A 22745-nucleotide genomic window follows, 5' to 3' on the forward strand; every position below is an offset into this window, starting at 1 on the left:
TCAAATTATTTATGTGACAAATGCCTAGTTCTTGCTAGAGCCTCGTGAATTCATTTTCATTACTTTTATGTTTTTTAGCATCCATTTACCTTCTTCATATAACCAGAATGATTCCACGAACGCGATTGTATCAGCATTGTACGCCCCGCTGATTCTCTGTACGCCCATTAATCCTTTTTTTCCTTCCACAGAAGTGACTTTTAAAGTACTATAGGGATTCACGATTAGCTCCGTTGGTTCACTAAGCTTGCCATTTATATACAATCCGAGACGTTCGTATTCTTTCCTGCGATCCCTTAGATCAAAGAAATATGATTTACCGGTTTCCTGTATGCTGACAGTTGCTTTATATTCATTTTCATATTGGCTATTGATCACCAAAGAGCCTGGTACCGTGAGATCAGTCAATTGAAAATCCCTCAATGTGTATAAATAATAATTGGATAATCCGCCGCTTCCGCCTGTTGGAATACTGATATATATATCTCTAATATTATCCTGATTCAAATCTTCAAACTCCAGCAATGGTTCATAGCCGCCTGAAAGCTCTGCTTTGTAGGTCTTCCCGTCAGAAGCCGCAACTTCCAAAAAGATCTCCTTTAAAAAGGCCGCCCCTTCTTCGTAAAAAACACCTTTTATGTAAACTGTATCATCCTTCTTATCACCTGATACGTCCATTTTATCTTTTGAAATGGTTATAATTTTTTCTTCCTCTTTACCAGCATATACCCCTGTTATGGCTGATAAAGACATAAAAAAGAAAGCAGCAAAAGCAAAGAGCATCTCTTTTTTCATCATGAAGTCCTCCCTTTTTTTAATAGTTTTTCCACTAAAGGAAATTTCATGTAAAAAAGCAAAAAAAAACCTTCCATCTCGAGGATAGAAGGCTGTAAATATTATTTTTCTGCTTTCTTTAAAGCACTCTCTTTTGTTTCCCAAGATTCAATTCCATCAAGACCCGGAATTGAATCTGCATAAAATACGGGGTCTTTTCCTTGTTTACGCTGTGCTATATAATCCTTCAGTGCAGAAAAGGCAATTTTCCCAAGCATCGTGATGGCAATCAAATTGATTAGCGCCATAACGCCCATGGATAAGTCCGCAAGGCCCCATACAGTAGCCAAGTCGACTAAAGCACCGAACATTACCATACCGATTACACATAGACGATAAATGAATATTGCCAGACGACTCTCTTTAATGAATTCAATATTCGTCTCGCCATAGTAATAGTTGCCGATGACAGAACTGAATGCAAAAAGGAAAATGGAAATGGCTACAAAGATATGTGCCCATGTTCCAATATGTGAAGACAGTGCTGTTTGTGTTAATTGAATTCCGGATAAATCAGGAGTTGTGTATGCTCCGGAAAGAATGATGATAAATGCTGTTGCAGAACATATCAAAATCGTGTCGACAAATACACCTAAAGTTTGAATTAAGCCTTGCTTAACAGGGTGTGTGACAGCTGCAGTAGCAGCAGCGTTTGGCGCACTCCCCATACCTGCTTCATTTGAAAATAAGCCTCTCTTAATCCCCATCATAACAGCAGCACCCATTGCACCACCGAATGCCTGATCCATGCCGAAAGCGCCTTTCACAATAGTAGCGATTAAGCTTGGTACTTCAGTAATATTCGTTACTACAATGACTAAAGCAACAATTAGGTAGATCACTGCCATTATTGGCACAATAACTTGAGATACATAAGCAATTCTTTTAATGCCACCGAAGATGACAATGGCCGTTAATACAGCAAGAATCAGCCCAATTGTTAAACGGCTGGTGCCAAATGCTTCATTGAATGCCAATGAAATCGTATTGGATTGGACTGAATTAAACACGAGGCCGAAACAAAAAGTGATGATCACAGCAAACAAAATCCCCATCCATCGTTTCTTAAGTCCTCTCTCCATATAGTAAGCTGGACCGCCGCGGAATCCATCTTTATCTTTAATCTTATAGATTTGTGCTAAAGTACTTTCTACAAAGCTTGAAGCTGCTCCCAGAAAAGCGATTACCCACATCCAAAACACTGCCCCAGGTCCACCGGCTGCAATTGCAGTAGCAACACCTGCCATATTACCTGTACCAATTCGGGATGCAGCACTTATGGTGAAAGCCTGGAAAGAAGATATTCCGCGCTTCCCTTCCGCAGATACCATTGTTTTATCTCCGAGTATTCTGAACATTTCTCCAAAATAACGAAATTGTACAAAATTGCTTTTAAAACTGAAATAAAGGCCTAAAATGATTAAGACGGCAATTAATATATATGTCCATACAATGTCATTTAAAAAGCCTACAGTTGAATTTAATCCTTGTAAGAAAAAATCCATGCATTTCCCCCCTAGTTAATTTTTTGTATTAATTACTATCTTGCAAAAGCAACACCTTTCTAATCTATCAAAAGAATTTTTAATAGACAAGTCGTATATTAATCCCAAACAGCAAAAAATCTCATTTAGGACTAATCCTAACGAAAAACACCCTATCTTTTTTACCCTAACCAATCAAATTTTAAACGGTTTCATTTCACTTGATATTCTTTTTTTATACAAACTCTTTAATTTACATAATATTTTTTCAAAACTCTTTTTATATTAAAAAAGGAATTCCTGACAAATGCGGTAAGGCCTATTAAGAAATAATGGATTTACCTACTCCGTTTACCTGATTCCCAAATCAGCAAACAACTTGTTAATTCAGTACCTCGGCCATATTCTTTGTAGTCCTGACAGTCTCTTCACCTGATTCATCAGTATCAACATAAAAAGCCCCTGCAACGGCAGGGGCTGCTTTAACTTTATTGTAATGTTTGGCCGTTTTCGTCTTGCTGGTCAACGGTCTTCGAGACGCATTGAGCTTTACCGCTCTCTGATTCATCAATTATGAACGAACCATTGGAGTACCGGTCATTAAATCGGATGGCTGAAGCTTTGAGAGCTTCTACATGTCCTTTTTCAGTTTCAATGATTATGTCATCATGGCCTCTTACAATTACAGATCCAACAATGCGGTGTGGGTTAGATTTTAACTCACGGAGCATTACCACGCCACGTTTGGCTCTGGATGTCCGTTCAAATTCGCTTAGCTTCATTTTTTTTATGGAACCGCGCTGCGTTACGATGACAACTGCCTGTTCCTTTGGATACTCAATAAGCTGGGCACCCGTGACATAATCGCCTTCTTTCAGGTTGATGCCCTTAACGCCGGCTGCCCGGGGACCAACGATGCTCACTTCTTCTTCATGGAACCATAGCCCATATCCCTGGTGGGTGGCAAGGAAAATTTCCTTCGTTCCATCTGTTAAATAGACATCCAGTACATCATCATCGCCTTTTACATTGATGGCAACCAGCGGCTTGGAATACCTTTGAGCCTTATATTGCTTCAGCTCCGTCTTTTTCACCATACCGTTCTTCGTCATAAAGAGCAGGAATGACTCAGATTCAAAATCCTTCACAGGAAGTGCCCGAATAATGGATTCGTTCCGGTCGATCGGAATGATATTTGCAATATGCTGGCCAAGATCCTTCCAGCGTATGTCTGGCAACTGATGCACCGGACAGTATAAATAATTACCTTTATTCGTAAACAAAAGGAGAACATCGGTTGTGTTCATATCCAGCTGGGCAATCAGCCTGTCGGAATCCTTCATGCCGAAATCCTGTCCGTTTGAAGCGGCAAAGGATCGCTGGCTTGTACGCTTCACGTAGCCTTCCTTAGTAACGGTAACGATGACATCCTCACTTGCCACCAGCACTTCAAGGTTGATTTTTATCTCTTCAATTTCCGCTTCAATTCTGGTGCGGCGTTCATCAGCAAAACGCTTTTTAACGTCTTTAAGTTCCTTTTTAATCACATTGTAAAGCTTCTTCTCACTTTCAAGAATGGCCTTTAACTCCTGGATCTGCCTGAAAAGCTCTTCAGCCTCTGCTCTCAAAGCTGTTATGTCTGTATTTGTTAAACGATATAGCTGTAAGGAAACAATGGCTTCCGCCTGTGGCTCTGTAAAATCAAACTTGGCAATCAAATTATCCTTTGCATCCCGTTTATCCTTGGAAGCACGGATGGCTGCTATTACCTCATCTAGAATGGAGAGAGCCTTCATCAAGCCTTCCACGATATGCTGTCGGGCTTCTGCCTTATGCAGGTCAAACTGTGACCTGCGGGTTACAACGTCTTTGCGGTGGCCGATGTAGGCATCCAAAAGCTCCCTGAGACCCATTAATTTTGGATGCCTGTTGTGAATGGCTACCATGTTGAAATTATAGGTTATTTGCAAATCGCTGTTTTTGTATAAATAATGCAGCACGCCTTCAGGATCCGCATCCTTTTTCAGTTCTATTACAATGCGGAGGCCTGTGCGGTCCGTTTCGTCGCGGACCTCGGCAATGCCTTCCACTTTGCGGTCCAGGCGGAATTCATCTATTTTCTTCACGAGGTTGGCTTTATTTACTTCAAAAGGAATCTCGGTGATGACGATTTGCTTTTTCCCTCCGCGCAGGTCTTCAAATTCGGATTTTCCGCGGATAATGATTTTGCCTTTGCCTGTTTCGTAGGCTTTTTTAATGCCATCAACGCCCTGGATAATGCCTCCGGTAGGAAAGTCAGGTCCTTTAATATGCTCCATCAGCTCATCAATTGAGCAGTCAGGTTTGTCCATACGCAAAATAGCACCATCGATGATTTCATTTAAATGGTGAGGCGGAATTTCAGTTGCATACCCCGCTGAAATCCCTGTGGAACCATTGACAAGCAGGTTAGGATACCTGGCAGGCAGGACTGTTGGCTCGTTGGATGTGTCGTCAAAGTTAGGGATAAAATCAACGGTCCTTTTTTCGATGTCCTTCAGCAATTCAGATGAAATAGCAGAAAGCCGGGCCTCCGTGTAACGCATGGCTGCCGGTGGATCTCCGTCTATGCTTCCGTTATTCCCGTGCATTTCAACAAGAAGGTTTCGGACCTTCCAATCCTGGCTCATCCTCACCATAGCATCATATACAGAAGTATCACCATGGGGATGATAGTTGCCGATTACGTTTCCTACTGTTTTTGCTGACTTTCTGAAGCCTTTATCCTGGGTATTCCCCTCAACATGCATGGCATATAAAATACGTCTTTGAACCGGCTTTAACCCGTCACGCGCGTCAGGAAGTGCACGGTCCTGGATAATATATTTACTGTAGCGGCCAAAACGGTCACCCAGTACATCTTCAAGAGGAAGATCGCGGAATTTTTCTGCAGAACTCATGATTCAGCCTCCTCCTCTAAAACAGAAATATTTTCATTTTCAAGTATGCTTCCGTCTTCTTCAAGTCCGAATGCAACATTTGATTCGATCCACTTGCGGCGCGGTTCTACCTTATCGCCCATTAATGTTGTAATCCGGCGCTCCGCCCTTGCTGCATCGTCAATCTTCACGCGAATAAGCGTTCGTGTTTCAGGATCCATCGTCGTTTCCCATAACTGGTCTGCGTTCATTTCGCCAAGACCCTTATATCGCTGAATCATATAGCCTTTTCCGACTTTTTTAATGGTGTCCTGAAGTTCATCATCACTCCAGGAATACTCAACCACTTCTTTTTTGCCTGCTCCTTTGCTGACTTTATACAGAGGGGGTAGAGCAATAAATACTTTACCAGCCTCAAGAAGAGGCTTCATATAACGGTAGAAGAAAGTAAGAAGCAGCACCTGTATATGCGCTCCATCTGTATCGGCATCTGTCATGATAATTACCTTATCATAATTGACATCATCTAAATTAAAGTCAGCTCCAACGCCTGCTCCGACTGCATGGATAATCGTATTAATCTCTTCATTTTTAAAGATATCCTGAAGCTTCGCTTTTTCTGTATTGATCACTTTACCTCTTAGCGGAAGCACTGCCTGGAACCGTCTATCCCTTCCTTGCTTGGCTGATCCGCCGGCAGAATCTCCCTCTACGAGATATATTTCATTCCTTTGCGGATTGCGTGATTGGGCTGGAGTCAGTTTGCCTGATAGGACCGTTTCTGATCTCTTCCTTTTTTTTCCGCTCCTGGCTTCTTCACGAGCTTTGCGGGCAGCTTCTCTGGCCTGGTAGGCCTTGATTGCTTTTTTAATTAGTAGGGAACTTGTCTCAGGGTTTTCTTCAAAAAAGTAAGACAAATGCTCAGAAACAACAGAATCAACAGCCGAGCGCGCTTCGCTTGTTCCAAGTTTGCCTTTCGTCTGTCCTTCAAACTGCAAAAGCTCCTCAGGCACACGAACAGAGACAATCGCGGTAAATCCTTCACGGATATCGGCCCCATCCAGGTTTTTATCTTTTTCTTTTAACAAATTCACCTTTCGTGCATATTCGTTAAAGGCGCGTGTCATAGCTGTTTTTGAACCCGCTTCATGTGTTCCGCCGTCTTTTGTCCGGACGTTATTGACAAAGGACAATACATTTTCCGAATAGCCGTCATTGAATTGAAAAGCGAAATCAACTTCAATTCCATTGCTTTCTCCTTCAAAATTAACTACCGGGTGAAGGACATCCTTTTCCTCATTCAAATATTCAACGAAAGCCTCTATGCCGTTTTCATAATGAAAAATGTCATAAAAATCATTCCGTTCATCAAGGATTTCAATTTTCATTCCCTTTAGGAGGAAAGCTGACTCACGAAGACGTTCACATAGAGTCTCATAATTGTAAGTAGTAGTCGAGAAAATCGCCGGGTCCGGCTTAAAATGGATTGTTGTGCCCGATTGGTTTGTCTTGCCTACTTTCTCAAGAGTGGTAACCGGTTTTCCGCCATGCTCGAACCGCTGTTCGTATATAAAACCGTCCCGCTTAATTTTTACAACCAGCCACTCGGAAAGGGCATTAACAACCGAAGCACCAACACCATGCAGTCCGCCACTTGTTTTATAGCCACCCTGGCCAAACTTTCCGCCGGCATGAAGGACTGTCAAAATGACTTCTGGAGTCGGTTTGCCCATCCGATGCATCCCGGTTGGCATACCGCGTCCTTTATCTTGAACACTAATTGAGTTATCTTTATGTATTTTGACAATGATATGATCCCCGTAACCTGCCAGCGCTTCATCGACAGCATTATCGACAATCTCATATACAAGATGGTGCAACCCCCTTGCATCCGTACTTCCAATGTACATCCCAGGGCGTTTTCTTACAGCCTCGAGCCCTTCAAGTACTTGTATGGCATCATCATTGTAGTCAAATGCTTCCTGATTTCTTGCCACGAACATACCCCTTTCATTTCTTGCAGCAACACTTTCCGCAATAAAGTGCCGCAAAGAACACCCGTAAAGTATTCGGCTCTTAGCCTGATTTTCCTTTAAAAAATATAGAATTTTAACACTAGGAACAGGTGTTCTATATTCATATTTTACCATATAAATTAATAAGGTCTATGCTTTATTTTATCTATTTATTTGGTTTTGGCAAATAAGTTCATGAAACTTATTGGATTTAACAAGATTATTTCCGCCAGCCGAACCCTTTATATACGCGGATACTAAAAAAAGAAAAACATGAGATCTTTTAAAGACCTCATGCTGTTATTATTTCGTTAATGCATGTTCAACTTTAATGCAGCGGTCCATGATGACCGTGTAGCCCTTTTCCTTTAAGAAATCATATGCTTCCTGGTTTGCAACACCAAGCTGGGCCCAAAAGATATCTGAGTCAATTTCCGCAAATTCCATTGCAACCTCGGGAAGATACTCAGAACGCCTGAATACATTAACAATATCCACATGCCCTTCAATCTCTTTCAGACTTGGAACTGCTTTAACTCCGAGAACTTCCTCAACCGTTGGATTCACCGGGATAATTTCATAGCCAGCCTTTTGCATTGCTTCGGAAACCATGTAAGATGTGCGATCAGGATTTCCGCTTAAACCGACAACTGCAATCCGCATAGATTTTTTCAAAAGTTTGCCGATTTCTTCCCGGCTTGGGTTTTCAATAGTCATTGTTCAACACTCCTATATCATATAGTTACCACTTATTTTACCTAAAAATCCAAATGTGTTCTAACTTATTGCATTTTCTTCTGCTCTCAGTTTATTAAAGTTCAAAGAACGTACAATTCTAAAGCCAGATTTTTATATATAGATAAAGCCTTTTTATTCTTTGAATCGACACATAGCTTAACTGTCTCTGCGCCGTAGTTTCCTAATAGGTCTGCAGCTGCCATTTCGAGCAATTTACTCCCTATTCCGGCTTCCCGATCATTTTTACTCACTCCCATAAACTCGATGCTCCCCTCTTTTTCTTTAGGATTGTACTTAGCATATATAGCCTTTCAAGAAGACATCATTTCCAGCTGTGTTTACTTTATGATTAGCATCCAAACCTTTCAATAATTTCTTTTCCTGAATAAATTTGTATTTGGAAACACAGAATCATGCAATGTTATTAATTCGTTATGTTGATGCGGGAACAATAAGGTAATCCCGTTACCATCTTTTTGTTTACTTTTGCTGCTTGCAATAGTTCTTCTTTTCCATCAAATTTATTTTCTCAACATCACGCGCTCTTTTTATCATTTTTACTATATATTACCATAAACACAGCCGGCTGTGTTTAGTAAACTACTGTCTCAAGTCTTTTTATTAATCTTTTTATGCTGGTATTCGCTTCTTTTAAAACAATGTCTTTATCCACCGTCTTTAACTTTCTATTTTCCATCAGAATGTTCCCATTCCCAATGGTTGTTTCTACATCTGCCCGGGTGGCCGAATAAACGATCCTTGATATGGTATCAATATCAAAGGAAGGGTATACATGAAAGTCATTAAGATTAAGTATGGCTAGATCCGCTTTCTTCCCCTTTTCCAGACTTCCGATTTCATCCTCCATACCAACAGCTTTTGCTCCGCCGATTGTAGCCATCCTGAAGACGGTTTGAGCATTCATGGCGGTTGGCCCATGTACAGGCTTTTGAATGATTGCTGCCAATCTCATTTCATTAAACATATCCAGGTTGTTATTGCAAGGTGCCCCGTCCGCTCCCAGGCTGACAAATGCCTGCTGCTCCAAAAGGGAAGGAACTTCAGCCACTCCGGAGGCTAGCTTCAGGTTAGAGCCTGGGCAATGGCTAACCTTTACACCACGCTCTTTTATGATTTTCTTCTCTTGCTCATCAAGCCAAACACAGTGTGCAAGAATCAGTCTGTCATTGGCAAGGCCAATGCTGTCCAAATAGACAACATTTCTCATTCCATATTCTCTTTCCACCAGCAAAATTTCGCTTGCATTCTCTGATGCATGAGTATGAACTCTAACATTATAGCCGGCAGAAAGATCCCGGACATTCTTCAGCAGTTCCTCTGTACAGGAGACGACAAAACGGGGGCAAAAAGCATATTGTATACGGCCATTATCATAGCTATGCCATTTTTCAAGAAGGTCCACACTCTCCTGGATTGATTTTGATGTTACTTCCCTAAGCGGCACAGGGACCTCGTCACCTTTATCCATCATAACCTTGCCAGCAAGCGCCCTAATCCCGCTCTGCGCAATTGCCTGGAAAGCATATTCTGTATGATTCACCGTTTCCATGTCCACAACAGTCGTCGTCCCGCTCTGCAAAAGTTCGCCGATTCCGAGCATGGCGGAATAATAGATTGATTCTTCATCATGTGATGCTTCGAGCGGCCAGATTTTTTGTTTTAGCCAGTCCAGCAATTCAAGATCATCCGCTTGCCCGCGGAATAATGTCTGGCAGAGGTGGATATGAGTTTGGATAAATCCTGGAATGACCGTTTTTCCAGTAGCATCTATCACCTTATCTGCTTCCCGGTTTAGATTTGGCCCTATTTCCGCAATACGATCATTCACAATATATAGATCGCCATAAATAATTTCTTCTTTGTCATTCATTGTTACGATTTCGGCATTTTTAATCAGGATACTGCTCATTACACTCCGCCTCCTTGCGCAGGGGTCGACTGTACTGTCTTCTGCTTGCCGTAATTTAATATAAGCTGTTTATAAAATTGGATGGATCGTCTGTACGCTTCAATGCTTACCCATTCATTTGGCTGATGAGCCAGTTTTTCGTCACCGGGACCGTAGATTAAGGTAGGGATCTCGCTTCGTGGATTCAGGACAGCCCCGTCGGTATAATAGGAGACCCCAAAATGCCTTGTATTGGGGGCATCTTTTAACTTTTGCGCTACTTGAATGATTTCCTCAGATGGCTCCGTTAATATTGACGGGCGATCCAGAAGGGGATCTACATTATATTTATAAATTTCTTCAGCCGCAATCAGCTGGTCAAGCTTGCCTTTCAGCAGTTCCACAAATTGTGAATGAGACTGGGGCGGAACTGTCCGGATATCTGCCCGAATACTGCATTGATCCGGAATGACATTGGTTTGTACTCCGCCTTCAATCATCGTGACAGCAAGACTGCTGTTTCCAAGCGGCTCTTTCATTGCTTTCCATTCAACTTTCATTTCATCCAGAACTTTTATAACCTTTAGCATATGATCAACCGCATTAATCCCTTGTTCAGGCATGGAGCCGTGTGATGTCTTTCCAAAAGTCTTAATTTCAAGCCAAAGGGCGCCTTTATGGCCAATCACAATTTTTTCATCAGTCGGTTCTGCTATGACCAATGCATCAATCGTTCTTCGTTCATTTTCTTTCAAAAATGCCCTTGCGCCGCAGCTGTCGACCTCTTCACCGGCTGTTGCTAAGAAGGTAACGGTGGCAGGAGGCACTTCATTTTTAAGAAATAAATCCTCCAATGCCAGAAACATTCCGGCAAGGCCGCTCTTCATATCTGAAGCTCCTCTCCCATAAATCCGTCCATCTGCGATTTCACCTGAAAAAGGAGAATAGTCCCACTCTCCTGAACCAGGAGAAACAGTATCCATATGACCGCATAAAAAGAGCTGTTTATCTGTTTTTCCCTGAAGGGTTATTTCAAAATTGCTCCTGTTATGCCCAAGGAAAGTAAGCTTATAGGAGAGACCCTTTTCCTTACAGCGTTCGATAAAAGCTTCGGTAACAAGGTGCTCATTGCCTGGCGGATTGGAGCTGTTGATTTGGAGGAGATGCTGAAGAAATTGAAGATCATTCATCAATTTTCCTCCACAATTTGCATTTTTATCGGCGTAACACTAAATCCATTTACAGGAGCCATATCTTGTGAACAAGTGGTGCAGGCAATGACCACATCACAAAGTGCTTTTAGACGAACATAATCACCTGGTTTGGAAAGGGGCTCCGATATGACATAATCACCCATATCATCAAGAACATTATTCATGAACAAATTGATGGGATCCGGAATAACTGGGGGATGGATTTGAAAAATCTGCAGAGCGCTTTCAAGATTATCATGGCAATTCGGATGATCCTCTTTGCCAAAGTCCACTTTATAACGGTAATAATCACATGCCGGGAAGAAGAAATCATGCTTTCCTACTGTATCTTCTACCAACTGCATCAGCGGCCGTCGCTTATTGCTGTAAAGATAATCTCCTATTTTCAATCTAATGCTGCTTAATGAGGCCCGCATATGTACGGGTGAGACATGCTCTGATGAGTCTTCATAGCTGAAACAGACAAAATCTCCTACCTGTTTTCCTTCCATATCAATTATGATCAATTCTTCGCCTTTATTAAGTCTGGCGCTTCTTCCTTCATATGGAGGAATGATGATTTCCTCACGGATTCTTTCTTTTTTATAAACTTCTCCCAAGAGATGGCCTCCTTTGCTTTTTATTTCTCTATTAAATGATTGCCTAGTGATTTCTTTTTCAAATCAAAATAGTTTCTGAATCAAGATGGAGCTGTACGCTAGCCTATTCAATAAATACGGCTACAGCTCTTATCGGGGAGCCAGTGCCTTTTCGGATCCTCAGCGGCAAGCCGAAATATAAGAACCGCATGCCTGCGACTTGATCAAGATTACAGAGGTTTTCAGTATTGGTAATTGCGTATTCCCTGCAAATCAGGTGCCCTGAATACTTAGGGTCATCCGGATGGTCAATCGCTGGTGCATCAATGCCTATGTTGACAGCACCTTTATCAGCCAGCCATTTAGCAGCGTGATAGTCGAGTCCTGTATAGGTTGTCAGCCAATTTTCCGTACCATATGAACGTTTATAATGGCCCGTATATAAGAGAACAATGTCACCGGTTTCAATAAATTGCTGAGAATTTCGCAGTGCATCTTCTAAATCACGGCTGGTAATTGATCTGTCCGGGGGAACGTGGGATACATCAAGGCAAACAGCAGGCCCATAGAAATATTCAAGCGGCATTTCATCAATGTATTTACCGTCTGGATCGTATTCGTATGTGGCATCACTATGGGTAGGGCCGTGTTCATTGATTAAAAGATTATTAGTGGCAAACATGAAGCCAACCTGTTTTTCGCTTTCCTCGTGGGAGATGTTCGGGAAAATCATCGTTTTTTGGTGGAGGGGAAAGACCGGCATGCCTTGATAAATTTCCTGTGTTAAATCAACTAATTTTACTCCCATGGTTTTCCTCCTTTTAAAAAGTAATGTATATGAAAAGCGGCAGACCTGCCGCTTTTATGTTCAATTGATAATGGTCGAAATGATTTCAAACTTATCGACATCAACTAAGCCCATATCTGTAATCTTCCATTTCGGACTCGTGACAAGCGACCAGAAAGATAAGTGCATAAATGGAACATCCATTCCGCAGCCCAGCACCTCTTTTGCCAGCCGCGATAATTCATCAACCTTTTCACTCATTTCTTTGCCGGTTAATTCATCTGTCATTAGGCCGCCAATCCGCAGCGGCAGATCTCCTACAACCTTACTGTCCTTGATCATGGCAATTCCGCCATCCATGGCGATTACCCGATTAACCGCCATTGCCATATCTTCATAATTGGTGCCGGTAACGATGATATTATGTGTATCATGTGCCACACTCTCTGCAATGGCACCGCTTTTCAAATCAAAACCATGCAGAAATGTTTTTCCGATTTTTCCTGTCCGGCCGTGGCGCTCTAGCACTAGAAGCGGCAAAACATCCTGCTTTAGGCAAGGCTGAACAACAGTTTCTTTTACATTGAGGGTAAACGCCCGCCCGCCGGTTAGATTTTGATAAGGAATTGCTTCAATTGCCCTGACTTTTGCAAGGCTTCCTGGCGCTTCAATAGTTAAATCCCTCCAAGTAACTGGTTTGCGCTTTACCGACTTTTTCACACTTTCCGGATATATGTAAGGCGCAATGTCCATTGTCAATTCACCTTTTTCAGCCGCCTTTTTACCAGCCAGGTATACTTGATCAACAGTCATACTTGGCAGGTCGCTAATCACTACAACATCCGCCCTTTTCCCTGGTGCGATCACACCTACATCTTTAAATCCAAAATGTGTGGCAGGGTTAATGGTTGCCATTTGGATTGCCTCTACTGGATCAATCCCCTCTGCAATGGTGCGGCGTATGATGTCATTCATATGGCCGTAATTCAATAAGTCAGCAGGCACCATATCATCCGAAACCAATATGGCCCTTCTTGAATCGAGTCCATCTTCCGTTATCGCGCGGATGCAATCCGCCATATTTCTCTGAGAAGAGCCTTCACGCATAAATACACTTACTCCGTATCGGAGTTTTTCCACTGTTTCTTCTTTTGTCGTCGTTTCATGGCAGGAAACATGGGATCCGCCGCTAATAATATGGGCTGCCAGCTCTTTTCCAAAAAGTCCAGGTGCGTTGCCTTCCACTGTTTTTCCAATTGAGTTCGCATAAGATACTGCAGAAACCAGGTCATCAATCAGCTCAGGTGCATGCTCGTAAACAGGTCCAATGTTGCTGAAGCTTTGAATCTCGCCGATCCCCTGAACATAGTCATCCGCAAGAAGCTCCTTCATATCTTTGGAAGTGATATCAAATCCTGATGTTTCTAATCCTGGAGCATCCGGCACAGCACAAGGAACCGTAAACAAAATCCGGTTTGGCAATGTTTTAGCTTCCTCAATCATAGCCTGCATGCCTTTCACTCCAAGCACATTGCCTATTTCATGCGGGTCGCCGATTAACGTCGTCGTTCCTGTAGGAATGGACAGCTTCGAAAATTCCGTGCATGTCAGCATGGCACTTTCAAAATGCATATGCGAGTCGATAAAACCTGGAGAAATAAACTTGCCCTTTACATTTTCCACTTTCGTTTTAGGCCCGATCAGCTCTTTTGCTTCACCAGCCATTAAAATATATTCACCCTTAATGGCAACATCTGCTATATAAATTTCACGGGTGATCACATTGATAAAATACCCGCCTTCGAGAACCAGATCTGCAAATTGATTAGCATCCAGCAAAACATCAATCAGTTTGCGGTGCTGGATTGCCTCTTTAATTCTTTTTACGTCCACTGTTTAACCCCCTGTCTTCGTTCCTTCCACACTATCAATGATTCCAATAATCGCTGCATCAATGGGAGCCTCTTTATTTTGGACTGCTCGTGAAGCCATGCTGCCAGTCACATAGATGACTTTTTCTCCTATTCCTGCTCCAACAGTATCAACGGTAATAATGGGGTTCGGCAACATACTCCCGTCCAATCCAATAGGCTGAGTGATTAATAGTTTGGTGCCTGTTAAATGTTCATCTTTCCTTGTGGCAGTTACACGGCCCACCACCATTCCCATTTGCATACTAACCTTCTCCCTTAATTGATTTTGCCTAAATAGACGCTAAAGTGTTTTTAGCAAAATATTTAATTCCCTGGCTGTATCCCTGGCAAGAGGCGTAATGATGCTTCCTCCCTGGATTTCTAACTCTGTCATATTTCTTTGATGAGCATTTCGGACTATTCCCTCTGTGATGACTGATTTTTTGAATGCAGTTGAGAAATCAGCATTTTCGTGAACAGCTATTACACTTATTCCCATGGATTTTAACTGAAGAAGCTGATTGTGCAGTTTTCTTTTTAATAGCACAGGCCCCTTGTCCATGCCTTCCATTTTCCAATAGGAGTCATATGGATCTGCGCCGGTTTTTAAAGCCACGACCTTTTTACCTTTTAAAAGAGCTTCCAAAATCAGACGGACGAAAGGCCTTTGTTCGTTAAGACTCAGAAGGTCATTTATCAAAGAAAAAGAAAGGATTGGGAGAAAAATGCCGTTTATCTCACTTATATAGGATTTTTTTATGTTTCTCAGTGGAATCCAATCATCATTTCCAATACTCCTAATTAGCTCTCCCGGCTGCATATTGGCAAGGAATGACTCATCACCAGAAACTCGAAATCTATTAGATTTTTTATTTAAATTCCTTAAGTAAGATAGCCCTGGTTCCATTCCGATCATATGAAAGGTTAATAGAGCCAGGACATATGGTTTCTTATGAAAAACTTCTCTACGATGGTAAATCTCCTGCAGAGTGTGTATGGCCATTTCACTCTGCATCACTTGCTCCATGTTTATTCACCGATCTTTTTGGATAGCAAGGCTCTTTCAACTTCACTGTGCGGACGGGGGATTACATGGACAGATACCAGTTCACCTACGCGGCTCGCGGCTTCTGCCCCTGCGTCCGTTGCAGCTTTAACAGCTCCGACATCCCCTCTGACCATTACGGTTACAAGTCCGAAGCCCACTTTTTCATAACCGCAAATCTCAACATTTGCAGCTTTTACCATTGCATCCGCTGCTTCAACAGCACCGACAAGTCCTTTTGTCTCAATTAATCCCAATGATTCTCCCATGATATTTCCTCCTTATAAATGGTGGTTACTCTTTATCGGCATCCGTACTGTTATGGCTCTTTTTCTTTTCTTTCTTTTTCGAAGCAGTTTTTGCTTTCGGTTCACCCTCATTATCAGCCTGAGCTTTTGTTTCTTCAGAGCCTGTTTCCGTACCGCCGGTCATTTTTTCATTCAGCTTAAATTTTTGAAGAAGCTTCCCGGAAACCTCACTATGGGCTCTTGGTATAACATGTGAAGATATGACCCTGCCAACCCTTTCAGCCGCACTTACACCTGCATCTACAGCTGATTTTACCGCAGCCACATCTCCATTAAAGTGAATGGTAACCCCTAGATAGCCGTTAACACCGATTACTTTTTCGATTCCTGCAATTTCTACATCAGCCGCTTTTACCGCAGCATCCGCTGCAGAAACAGCTGTGGTGAAACCAACTGTTTCGATCAACCCTAATGCCTGCAACCCTTTTGCCTCCTTCCTGGTAAATTACTTCTGCGTAAAGTACTTAATTCTTAATTGATTCTTTGCGCTTCCTTTTTAAGATCCTCTGAAACCTTTAAGACCGAATCATATTCCCCATGAATCAGAAGATAGTTTTTCTCAAAAGAAAATCCTGCAGAAGGAATAGGATTTCTCTTTAAATAACGGTCCGCCAGTAATATGCCTGTGTAGTAATCAATCCCTTCAAGCACTGCAGCTCCGCTGACAGAAGCCTTTATATCAAGCTGCTTAGTCAGCCAGGCGCTTGGGGACTTTGTTACCTGAGTTTGAACAGGATGATAAGTTCGCTGGGAAGCTTGCTTGTAAAAATTCTTAACCGCATTTAAAAGGTTTTGCTCATTTTCTTCATACAGTTCTAAAATGAAGCTTTGCCGGCTTTCTTTATCCCAAGTTAGACAATACTTTAGTGAAGGGTTTTCTCTGAGAATGTCATTCAAATAAAACAGTTGAGAAACTGTGCATCTTTCGGAAGTAATTACTCCAATTGAAGCGGATTTTAAGGACCGTTGGAAAGCATTTTGGAGACTGTGAGCCAAATCTTGGAAAAGCCAGGCCTTTATGCCATCTCCTGTCTGGCCAATAAGCTTGCTTTCCCCGGCTTTGCGGCTTTCTTTTGAAAGAAAAGATGGATTGGTGCCTGCTGGCCTTTTTCCCTGAACAAGGGAGATGGTCTGAAGCTTTGAGAGCGTTTCTTTTGCATTGACTTTTGCCTGGAATCCTGATCCTTCATAAGATTTATGCCCGATTACTGGTTTTGTTTGCTGGGTTCTTTTATCGATATTTGCAGCAGAAACTGAAGCTGAAAGTCTTTTATCCATATTGGCCCTTTGGTAGTTGGGCCGGTTAATCCCCGGTATTTTCTCTTTTACAGTCATCTCCTTTAAAGGGAGATATTCTCTTCTTTGGGTTTGGGGAGGTTTGGCCGTAATAGGATTACTTTTCGGCTTTTGATACGGCTTCATAACTTCTTGTACAACGCTTTTTATGAAATCCGACACCTATTTCCAGCCTCCTTTATAAAATTTTGCTCAATTCAGAATGAGGGCGGGGGATTACGTTTGCAGATACAAGCTCTCCTCCCATCATGCTATGGGCTGTTTTCCCGACCTCCACAGCTGCCATTACCGCGGCTACATCACCTTCTATGATAACCGTAACCAGACCGGATCCCACCCGTTTCATATCAACTAAACTTACATTTGCAGCTTTAGCCATTGAATCGAGAGCTTCAATCGCAGCTGTTAACCCCCTTGTTTCGATCATGCCAATTGCTTTCATTTTAATCCTCCTCTATAGAGACAGCGGAAGGTGCTATTTTTTAAACTTAGAAGGTTTAGATATTTTCAAATTACTATAAATAGTCTTCAAGATTCACTGCAAACGGAATCGATGTTCTCTTAAATAACTCTTCCTTTCCAAGCGGATAAGTAGCGTCGATTCCCATTTTGTCGGTGACTCCCTTTAAATGGTGAGAAGATTCCAGCGGAGATCCTTTTGCACCAGGGACAATAAAGACATCATCAGAAGCCTGAACCCTGGTTGCAATGGCCCATTCCACATCGTCCGAATCAAAAATATCCACATCATCATTCACAACTACTACATGCTTCAAATCTTTATCACTGGCAAAAGCGGCCAGTGCAGCCTGTTTTCCATCCCCTTCATGCTTTTTTTTAATTTGGATTACCGCATGATAACGGGCAACGCCTCCCATAGGGATATGAACTGCTTTTATATTGGGAACAACCTGCCTGACCGTACTGAATAAGGTTGCCTCCCTGACCAATGCCATTGGAAGCCTTTCTTCATAGCTTGAAGGGAAAATAGTCTGAGCGATCGCATCATTACGGTAGGTAACAGCAGAAAATTCAACGATCGGCTGAGGAGTTCGGGTTCCATAGTACCCTGCAAGTTCGCCAAATGGCCCTTCCATTTCTCTTTCATGAGGAAGCATCCGGCCTTCAAGAACGATCTCTGCCTCGGCCAGGACCTCCAAATCTACTGTCTTGCATTGGACAACATCAAGGGATTGTCCAAGTAATGCACCTGCTACATCCAATTTGTCTGTGTGATAGAGATGAGTGCTAATCTGCGAGCTTAAGACAACAGCAGGTACAACACCAAACATAACCGCTACTTCCATCGGTTCTCCCATTTCTTCATAATGGGCATATTGCTCCATGAGTTCGGGAGAAGTGATAAGGATATTGGTGCGGTTTCCCCCTAAATATTGCATTCTTCTAATGGAGGTATAGCGTTTCTGTCCTGACAAATCTTTTACAACCAGGATTCCTGATACATAATAAGCCCCTGAATCATCAGCGTGATAGGTTGGAATCGGGAACAAATCTGCCAGATCAAAATCACCCGTCACTAAATTTTCCTGGACTGGACCTGTTTGCTTGAGAGTAGTGGGTATCGGATTGACAATCGAATCAATAATTTTAGGAATCAGTTCAGATGCTTTAATGCCCATGCTATCAGCAAGAAGCTCTCTGTCTCCCCCAAGGCCGGCAGCCATAGGTGTATGGTATCCTTTGACCTTTTCAAAAAGAAAAGGTTCTTTGCCTTCTTTTGTATTTATAACAGCGCCAAGTTCATATAAGGGATCTACTTCTTTTCTCACTCGATGCAGCAAGCCTCGGTCTTCCCAGTTATCCAGGAGAACCCTCATTGTTAATGGGTTCATTGCGCTTCCCCCCATCTTTCCAGCAGCTGATGATCGATATCCAGCATATCCAATATGCGGGCAACCATGAAATTGGCAAGCTCCCATATTTCTGTAGGCTTATGGTAAAAGCCTGGCGATGCAGGCATGATGCAAGCTCCACTTTCAGCGAGAGCCGTCATGTTGCGCAAATGGATTAAATGGATAGGAGCTTCTCGCGGAACAATAATAAACTTCCTGTTTTCTTTTAGCACTACACTCGCTGCCCTGCTTAGTAGGGTGTCTCCCACTCCATTTGCAATTGCACCCAATGTATTCATGGAACAAGGAACAATCACCATCCCATCTGTCTGAAAAGAGCCGCTCGCAACCGATGCAAAAAGGTTCCGGTTGCTATGTATAGTGGCATATTCCTTGAGCTCCTCCATTTTGACTCCGCATTCAAATTGCATGACCTTTTCTCCCATCTCCGTTGCAACCAAATGCGTGTCTATTCCCAGTTGGTGGAGGGCGCGGATCAATGTATATCCGTACAGTGATCCGCTTGCCCCGGTTATTCCCACTAATATCCGCTTTTTTCTTTCGGATGTAAGTGATTTAGACAACTTTATTATCTTGGGAGAACTTCTTTTTAGCCAAATCCTTATATTCTTCGGTTGTTAAAATGTCCCCAAAGATGTCAATATCACGCAAACCTGATACATGCATATCATCATCCTGAGAGGCAGTTCCATCTGAAATGCAGATAACGTTATAGCCATGATATAAAGCATCAGACGCTGTGCTTCGTACACAGACATTCGTCCAAACACCTGTTAACACCACCGTATCAATTTCTTCCTCTCTTAAGAAAAGGTCGAAATCTGTGTAGCTGAATGCGCTGTGACGTCTTTTTTGCACCACATAGTCACCCTTGCTTTCATCAGGCTGCAGTTCGGGAATGAACTGGGAACCCCATGTACCTTTTACTGCATGAACTGGCCGCACCCGGAAATCACGGTCATTCTTGCGGTGGGCTTCCTGGACATGGACCACCTGAATGTTATTTTCATGGGCAAATTCAATGAGCTCCTGTATTTTCGGAACGATTTTTTCGCCGTTTTCGCAGCGTAAAGCAGCCTTTTCCCCGATAAAATCATTCAGCATATCAATAATTACTACACAATGCTTATTTCCTCTTAGTTCCATCCAATCCCAACCTCTCCCTTTATTGTTTAACCGTTTCTTTGGAAGATACTTTCACTTCATTATATTTTTCATATTTAAATATTCTTTCCAGGCGCTGAATGCTTTGGCGCGCTACATACTCTCCGTAGCCAGCTTCACCGGTAATTCCTTTATCTTCTTCAAATACTACATTTCCGCGAACGATCGTCTGTACTGGCTTGCCCTTAAGCTTCATGCCATGAAGCGGATTGTATTTAGCCATGGATTCTGTTTTTTGTTCATCAATTACATATTCTTTATTTAGATCGATGACCGTAAAGTCTGCATCTGCCCCTATTTCCATGGAACCTTTCTTCGGATAAATGCCGTAATGGATTGCTGCATTCCTGCTTGTCACTTCAACAAAACGGGATAGGGATAGGCGGCCTTTATTCAAGCCCTCGCTTACTAGAATTGGAACCATTGTTTCTACTCCAGGAATTCCAGGAAACGTATTCCAGATTGTCGCTCCAGGATAATCTTTTTCAGTCGCAATTTCGTATGGAGCATGATCTGTTCCTACAAAATCGATCGTTCCGTCGGCAAGTGCCTGCCAGTGCGATTCATTATCTTCCTTACCGCGCAATGGAGGAGCAATTTTTGCAAAAGCACCACGTTCTGTCATTGCATCTTTGGCATTTAGCACAAGATAATGCGGGCAAGTTTCAGCTGTAACTTTTACACCGCGTTTCTTTGCTGCTTTGACAAGCTCCACGCCTTCCTTTGTACTCATATGAACCACATGAACACGGGCATCCGTAGCTTCCGCAAAGCTTAAGATGAGCTCAATTGCTACTTTTTCGGCGAGGCTGGATCTTGCTTCTGCCCAGGCAGGGCCATCCATCCGGCCTTCTTTTTCAAGCTTTTGGGAATTGAACGTACAAATATCATAGTTTTCAGCATGAACGCCTATTGGCAGACCGGTTTTGGCTACTTTTGAAAATATCTCAAGCATTTCGGCATCAGATACTTTAGGGAAAGTAGGCACTGAAGGTGTCATATAAACCTTGAAAGCCACAACTCCCTGATCAATTTGCGGATAAATATTGTCAATCCATCCTTCTCGTGCATCTTCGCCAGTCATGCCCCCCCAGAAGCAATAGTCTATATAAGCCTGATCCCTGATCGGCGTAATTTTCTTGTTAAAGCTATCCCCATCACGGACAGACGGCTTGCTGCAGCAAGGCATATCAATAATGGTAGTCAGCCCCCCAGCCGCGGCAGATCTGCTGCCAGTAGCAAATGTTTCTCTATGGGTAAAGCCTGGATCCATGAAATGAGTGTGCGGGTCAATACAGCCTGGAACCACGAGCTTACCTTTTATATCAATTACTTTTTTTGCATTTAGGAAACTGATATCATTTGTATAGCCCACAATCTTCCTATCATTTACAAGAATATTAGTTAGTACTTGTCGATCTCCCTGAGGAATATTAGCGTTTTTCAAAATTAAATCCATTTACCTTGCTCCTATCTATTATTTGGATTTCTGCTATAAAGCAGATTGAAAGAAATAATTCTATTAAATCGCCTCAGCTGAATGACCTCCTTTTAATCTCAGGCGATTCTTTCTCTATCACTTATATTTAATTCTTTATGATTAAATACCAAATTTAATAAAATTGCTGTAAGACTTCCAAATACTATTCCATTTCCCGCTAGTAATCCGACACTTCAAAAAATCAAACAAGGCTTATGTCAGGACCAACGTTAAGCGGTACAAAGACAGCACACTCGTACATGGCCAAGACCGCCGGAACCCAAAGCCCCGCTTCCAAGGAATTAACTTTTCAAAGATTTCAGGTTTTATTCCTTGTTTTTACTGCATGGACCAGGAACAAAATAAGAATTCACCTCCCTAAAAATGAATATAAAAAAACCGCAGCAATAGAAAACATCACACATGGATGCCCTATTGCTGCGGTTTCATAAAACTTTCGGTAAACAAAAGCTGAAGGAACCGCTTATATCTTTCTAAGATAGCTGCGTTTTACGCAGCTATCCCACCGTGTAATATAACTTTTACTCTTTTAAATAAATTATTGTGCAGGCTTCTTCTGTCACAGGATCATAATCTTTAAGAATTGTTTTAACATCGAGATGAAGAGTTTGTTCAATATGGACCTTAAATAACGATTTAAACTCTGAAATCAATGCAGAATCAACCGAAATGGTCAGTTGATTGTAGTTTTTGCTTAACATAGTCAGTGCCTGCACTCGCTTATGCTGTGCAAAAATAATCACTCTGTCATCAAAGATTTCAATCCTCTGTTTTTTGACTCCTACTCCATAAATCTCCTGGTTAATGCGATTATAAATATGAGCCAGATCTTTTTTAAAAGTTGGAAGAAAATGAGATGAGGTTACAGTCATAATGTCCTCCTGTTAAACACTATAATAAACAAACTGATTTTATGCGTCAATATTATTTTTCAGAAAATTTAGACTTGACAAAATATTACCTGTGCTATTAAACTTCAAAGCAGCTTACCCCTAATTTTCTATAAAAATTGGCGATAATCCTCTCAAAAATTTAATAATATCTATCGAATTTTCGTATAGCCTCAAAAATTGGTTTGAGGGTTTCTACTAGGAACCGTAAATTCCTGACTACGAAAAGAGAGTGCTTAATGAGCACATGATCTCTTTTCTGGTTTGGGAATTTTTT

At 42.1% G+C, this 22745-nt stretch carries 22 protein-coding genes and 1 riboswitch; all 22 genes read right to left on the reverse strand.

The features are described 5' to 3' along the window. Window positions 1-24: 24 nt before the first annotated feature. A complete protein-coding gene (locus tag NCCP133_RS17480; protein WP_264806388.1) occupies window positions 25-798 on the reverse strand; it encodes a hypothetical protein in 774 nt (257 codons plus the stop codon). Window positions 799-896: 98 nt separating this feature from the next. After that, on the reverse strand, window positions 897-2339 hold the full coding sequence (locus NCCP133_RS17485) for an alanine/glycine:cation symporter family protein (RefSeq protein WP_264806390.1): 1443 nt from the start codon (window positions 2337-2339) through the stop codon (window positions 897-899). A gap of 467 nt (window positions 2340-2806) precedes the next feature. Then, the gene (gene parC / locus NCCP133_RS17490; RefSeq protein WP_264806391.1) at window positions 2807-5257 is read right to left on the reverse strand and encodes a DNA topoisomerase IV subunit A; all 2451 of its coding nucleotides are present in this window, start codon (window positions 5255-5257) and stop codon (window positions 2807-2809) included. Further along, window positions 5254-7233, reverse strand: a complete 1980-nt coding sequence (gene parE, locus NCCP133_RS17495; RefSeq protein WP_264806392.1) for a DNA topoisomerase IV subunit B — start codon at window positions 7231-7233, stop codon at window positions 5254-5256. Before parE ends, parC begins: the two co-directional genes overlap by 4 nt. 321 nt (window positions 7234-7554) lie before the next feature. Beyond that, window positions 7555-7968, reverse strand: coding sequence for a CoA-binding protein (locus NCCP133_RS17500; RefSeq protein WP_264806393.1), 414 nt, complete (start codon window positions 7966-7968; stop codon window positions 7555-7557). 101 nt (window positions 7969-8069) lie between these two features. Beyond that, complete coding sequence (locus tag NCCP133_RS17505; protein WP_264806419.1) at window positions 8070-8294, reverse strand: GNAT family N-acetyltransferase; 225 nt, start codon at window positions 8292-8294, stop codon at window positions 8070-8072. A 287-nt stretch (window positions 8295-8581) separates the two neighbouring features. Then, window positions 8582-9919 carry a 5'-deoxyadenosine deaminase gene (locus tag NCCP133_RS17510; RefSeq protein WP_264806394.1) on the reverse strand — a complete coding sequence of 446 codons (1338 nt, stop codon included), beginning with the start codon at window positions 9917-9919 and terminating at the stop codon, window positions 8582-8584. Beyond that, a complete protein-coding gene (locus tag NCCP133_RS17515) occupies window positions 9919-11088 on the reverse strand; it encodes a M20 family metallopeptidase (RefSeq protein WP_264806395.1) in 1170 nt (389 codons plus the stop codon). The genes NCCP133_RS17510 and NCCP133_RS17515 overlap by 1 nt, the downstream gene beginning before the upstream one ends. Continuing rightward, entirely contained in the window at window positions 11088-11711 is a 624-nt protein-coding gene (locus tag NCCP133_RS17520; protein ID WP_264806396.1) for an urea carboxylase-associated family protein, read from the reverse strand. Before NCCP133_RS17520 ends, NCCP133_RS17515 begins: the two co-directional genes overlap by 1 nt. 103 nt (window positions 11712-11814) lie before the next feature. Further along, window positions 11815-12498 carry a cyclase family protein gene (locus tag NCCP133_RS17525; protein ID WP_264806397.1) on the reverse strand — a complete coding sequence of 228 codons (684 nt, stop codon included), beginning with the start codon at window positions 12496-12498 and terminating at the stop codon, window positions 11815-11817. Window positions 12499-12558: 60 nt separating this feature from the next. Beyond that, window positions 12559-14370: an adenine deaminase gene (ade, locus tag NCCP133_RS17530; RefSeq protein WP_264806398.1), complete on the reverse strand. Its 1812-nt coding sequence runs from the start codon at window positions 14368-14370 to the stop codon at window positions 12559-12561. 3 nt (window positions 14371-14373) lie between these two features. Further along, complete coding sequence (locus tag NCCP133_RS17535; RefSeq protein ID WP_264806399.1) at window positions 14374-14652, reverse strand: EutN/CcmL family microcompartment protein; 279 nt, start codon at window positions 14650-14652, stop codon at window positions 14374-14376. Between the two features lie 39 nt (window positions 14653-14691). After that, window positions 14692-15417, reverse strand: coding sequence for a hypothetical protein (locus NCCP133_RS17540; protein ID WP_264806401.1), 726 nt, complete (start codon window positions 15415-15417; stop codon window positions 14692-14694). A 2-nt stretch (window positions 15418-15419) separates the two neighbouring features. Further along, window positions 15420-15704 carry a BMC domain-containing protein gene (locus NCCP133_RS17545; protein ID WP_264806402.1) on the reverse strand — a complete coding sequence of 95 codons (285 nt, stop codon included), beginning with the start codon at window positions 15702-15704 and terminating at the stop codon, window positions 15420-15422. Window positions 15705-15729: 25 nt separating this feature from the next. Next, window positions 15730-16164 carry a BMC domain-containing protein gene (locus NCCP133_RS21905; RefSeq protein WP_309298088.1) on the reverse strand — a complete coding sequence of 145 codons (435 nt, stop codon included), beginning with the start codon at window positions 16162-16164 and terminating at the stop codon, window positions 15730-15732. A 50-nt stretch (window positions 16165-16214) separates the two neighbouring features. Next, window positions 16215-17201 (reverse strand): hypothetical protein, encoded by a 987-nt coding sequence (locus NCCP133_RS17555; protein ID WP_264806404.1) that lies wholly within the window; start codon window positions 17199-17201, stop codon window positions 16215-16217. Window positions 17202-17217: 16 nt separating this feature from the next. After that, the gene (locus NCCP133_RS17560; RefSeq protein ID WP_309298089.1) at window positions 17218-17481 is read right to left on the reverse strand and encodes a BMC domain-containing protein; all 264 of its coding nucleotides are present in this window, start codon (window positions 17479-17481) and stop codon (window positions 17218-17220) included. Between the two features lie 73 nt (window positions 17482-17554). After that, window positions 17555-18892, reverse strand: coding sequence for a UbiD family decarboxylase (locus NCCP133_RS17565; protein ID WP_264806405.1), 1338 nt, complete (start codon window positions 18890-18892; stop codon window positions 17555-17557). Continuing rightward, complete coding sequence (locus NCCP133_RS17570; protein ID WP_264806406.1) at window positions 18889-19434, reverse strand: UbiX family flavin prenyltransferase; 546 nt, start codon at window positions 19432-19434, stop codon at window positions 18889-18891. Before NCCP133_RS17570 ends, NCCP133_RS17565 begins: the two co-directional genes overlap by 4 nt. A gap of 34 nt (window positions 19435-19468) precedes the next feature. Further along, entirely contained in the window at window positions 19469-20059 is a 591-nt protein-coding gene (locus tag NCCP133_RS17575) for a cysteine hydrolase family protein (protein WP_264806407.1), read from the reverse strand. 19 nt (window positions 20060-20078) lie between these two features. Then, window positions 20079-21536 (reverse strand): allantoinase AllB, encoded by a 1458-nt coding sequence (gene allB, locus NCCP133_RS17580; RefSeq protein WP_264806408.1) that lies wholly within the window; start codon window positions 21534-21536, stop codon window positions 20079-20081. Between the two features lie 563 nt (window positions 21537-22099). Further along, window positions 22100-22450: a DUF2294 domain-containing protein gene (locus NCCP133_RS17585; protein WP_264806409.1), complete on the reverse strand. Its 351-nt coding sequence runs from the start codon at window positions 22448-22450 to the stop codon at window positions 22100-22102. 161 nt (window positions 22451-22611) lie between these two features. Further along, window positions 22612-22710: riboswitch (purine riboswitch) on the forward strand. The last annotated feature ends 35 nt before the right edge of the window (window positions 22711-22745 follow it).

Origin of the sequence: Cytobacillus sp. NCCP-133 (assembly GCF_026011715.1) — a bacterium.
GTDB lineage: Bacteria > Bacillota > Bacilli > Bacillales > Cytobacillaceae > Cytobacillus.

Excerpts from the sequence above, each read along its gene's own strand:
- NCCP133_RS17535 (WP_264806399.1), bottom strand. The coding sequence starts at position 14,652 with ATGCAAATGGGAATGGTGGTGGGCCGTGTAACTGCCACAAGGAAAGAT.
- NCCP133_RS17575 (WP_264806407.1), bottom strand. The coding sequence starts at position 20,059 with ATGGAACTAAGAGGAAATAAGCATTGTGTAGTAATTATTGATATGCTG.
- NCCP133_RS17480 (WP_264806388.1), bottom strand. The coding sequence starts at position 798 with ATGATGAAAAAAGAGATGCTCTTTGCTTTTGCTGCTTTCTTTTTTATG.
- NCCP133_RS17500 (WP_264806393.1), bottom strand. The coding sequence starts at position 7,968 with ATGACTATTGAAAACCCAAGCCGGGAAGAAATCGGCAAACTTTTGAAA.
- NCCP133_RS17540 (WP_264806401.1), bottom strand. The coding sequence starts at position 15,417 with ATGGAGCAAGTGATGCAGAGTGAAATGGCCATACACACTCTGCAGGAG.
- NCCP133_RS17485 (WP_264806390.1), bottom strand. The coding sequence starts at position 2,339 with ATGGATTTTTTCTTACAAGGATTAAATTCAACTGTAGGCTTTTTAAAT.
- NCCP133_RS17545 (WP_264806402.1), bottom strand. The coding sequence starts at position 15,704 with ATGGGAGAATCATTGGGATTAATTGAGACAAAAGGACTTGTCGGTGCT.
- parC (WP_264806391.1), bottom strand. The coding sequence starts at position 5,257 with ATGAGTTCTGCAGAAAAATTCCGCGATCTTCCTCTTGAAGATGTACTG.
- NCCP133_RS17560 (WP_309298089.1), bottom strand. The coding sequence starts at position 17,481 with ATGAAAGCAATTGGCATGATCGAAACAAGGGGGTTAACAGCTGCGATT.
- NCCP133_RS17515 (WP_264806395.1), bottom strand. The coding sequence starts at position 11,088 with ATGAATGATCTTCAATTTCTTCAGCATCTCCTCCAAATCAACAGCTCC.
- NCCP133_RS17525 (WP_264806397.1), bottom strand. The coding sequence starts at position 12,498 with ATGGGAGTAAAATTAGTTGATTTAACACAGGAAATTTATCAAGGCATG.
- NCCP133_RS17565 (WP_264806405.1), bottom strand. The coding sequence starts at position 18,892 with ATGAACCCATTAACAATGAGGGTTCTCCTGGATAACTGGGAAGACCGA.
- NCCP133_RS17510 (WP_264806394.1), bottom strand. The coding sequence starts at position 9,919 with ATGAGCAGTATCCTGATTAAAAATGCCGAAATCGTAACAATGAATGAC.
- allB (WP_264806408.1), bottom strand. The coding sequence starts at position 21,536 with ATGGATTTAATTTTGAAAAACGCTAATATTCCTCAGGGAGATCGACAA.
- NCCP133_RS17585 (WP_264806409.1), bottom strand. The coding sequence starts at position 22,450 with ATGACTGTAACCTCATCTCATTTTCTTCCAACTTTTAAAAAAGATCTG.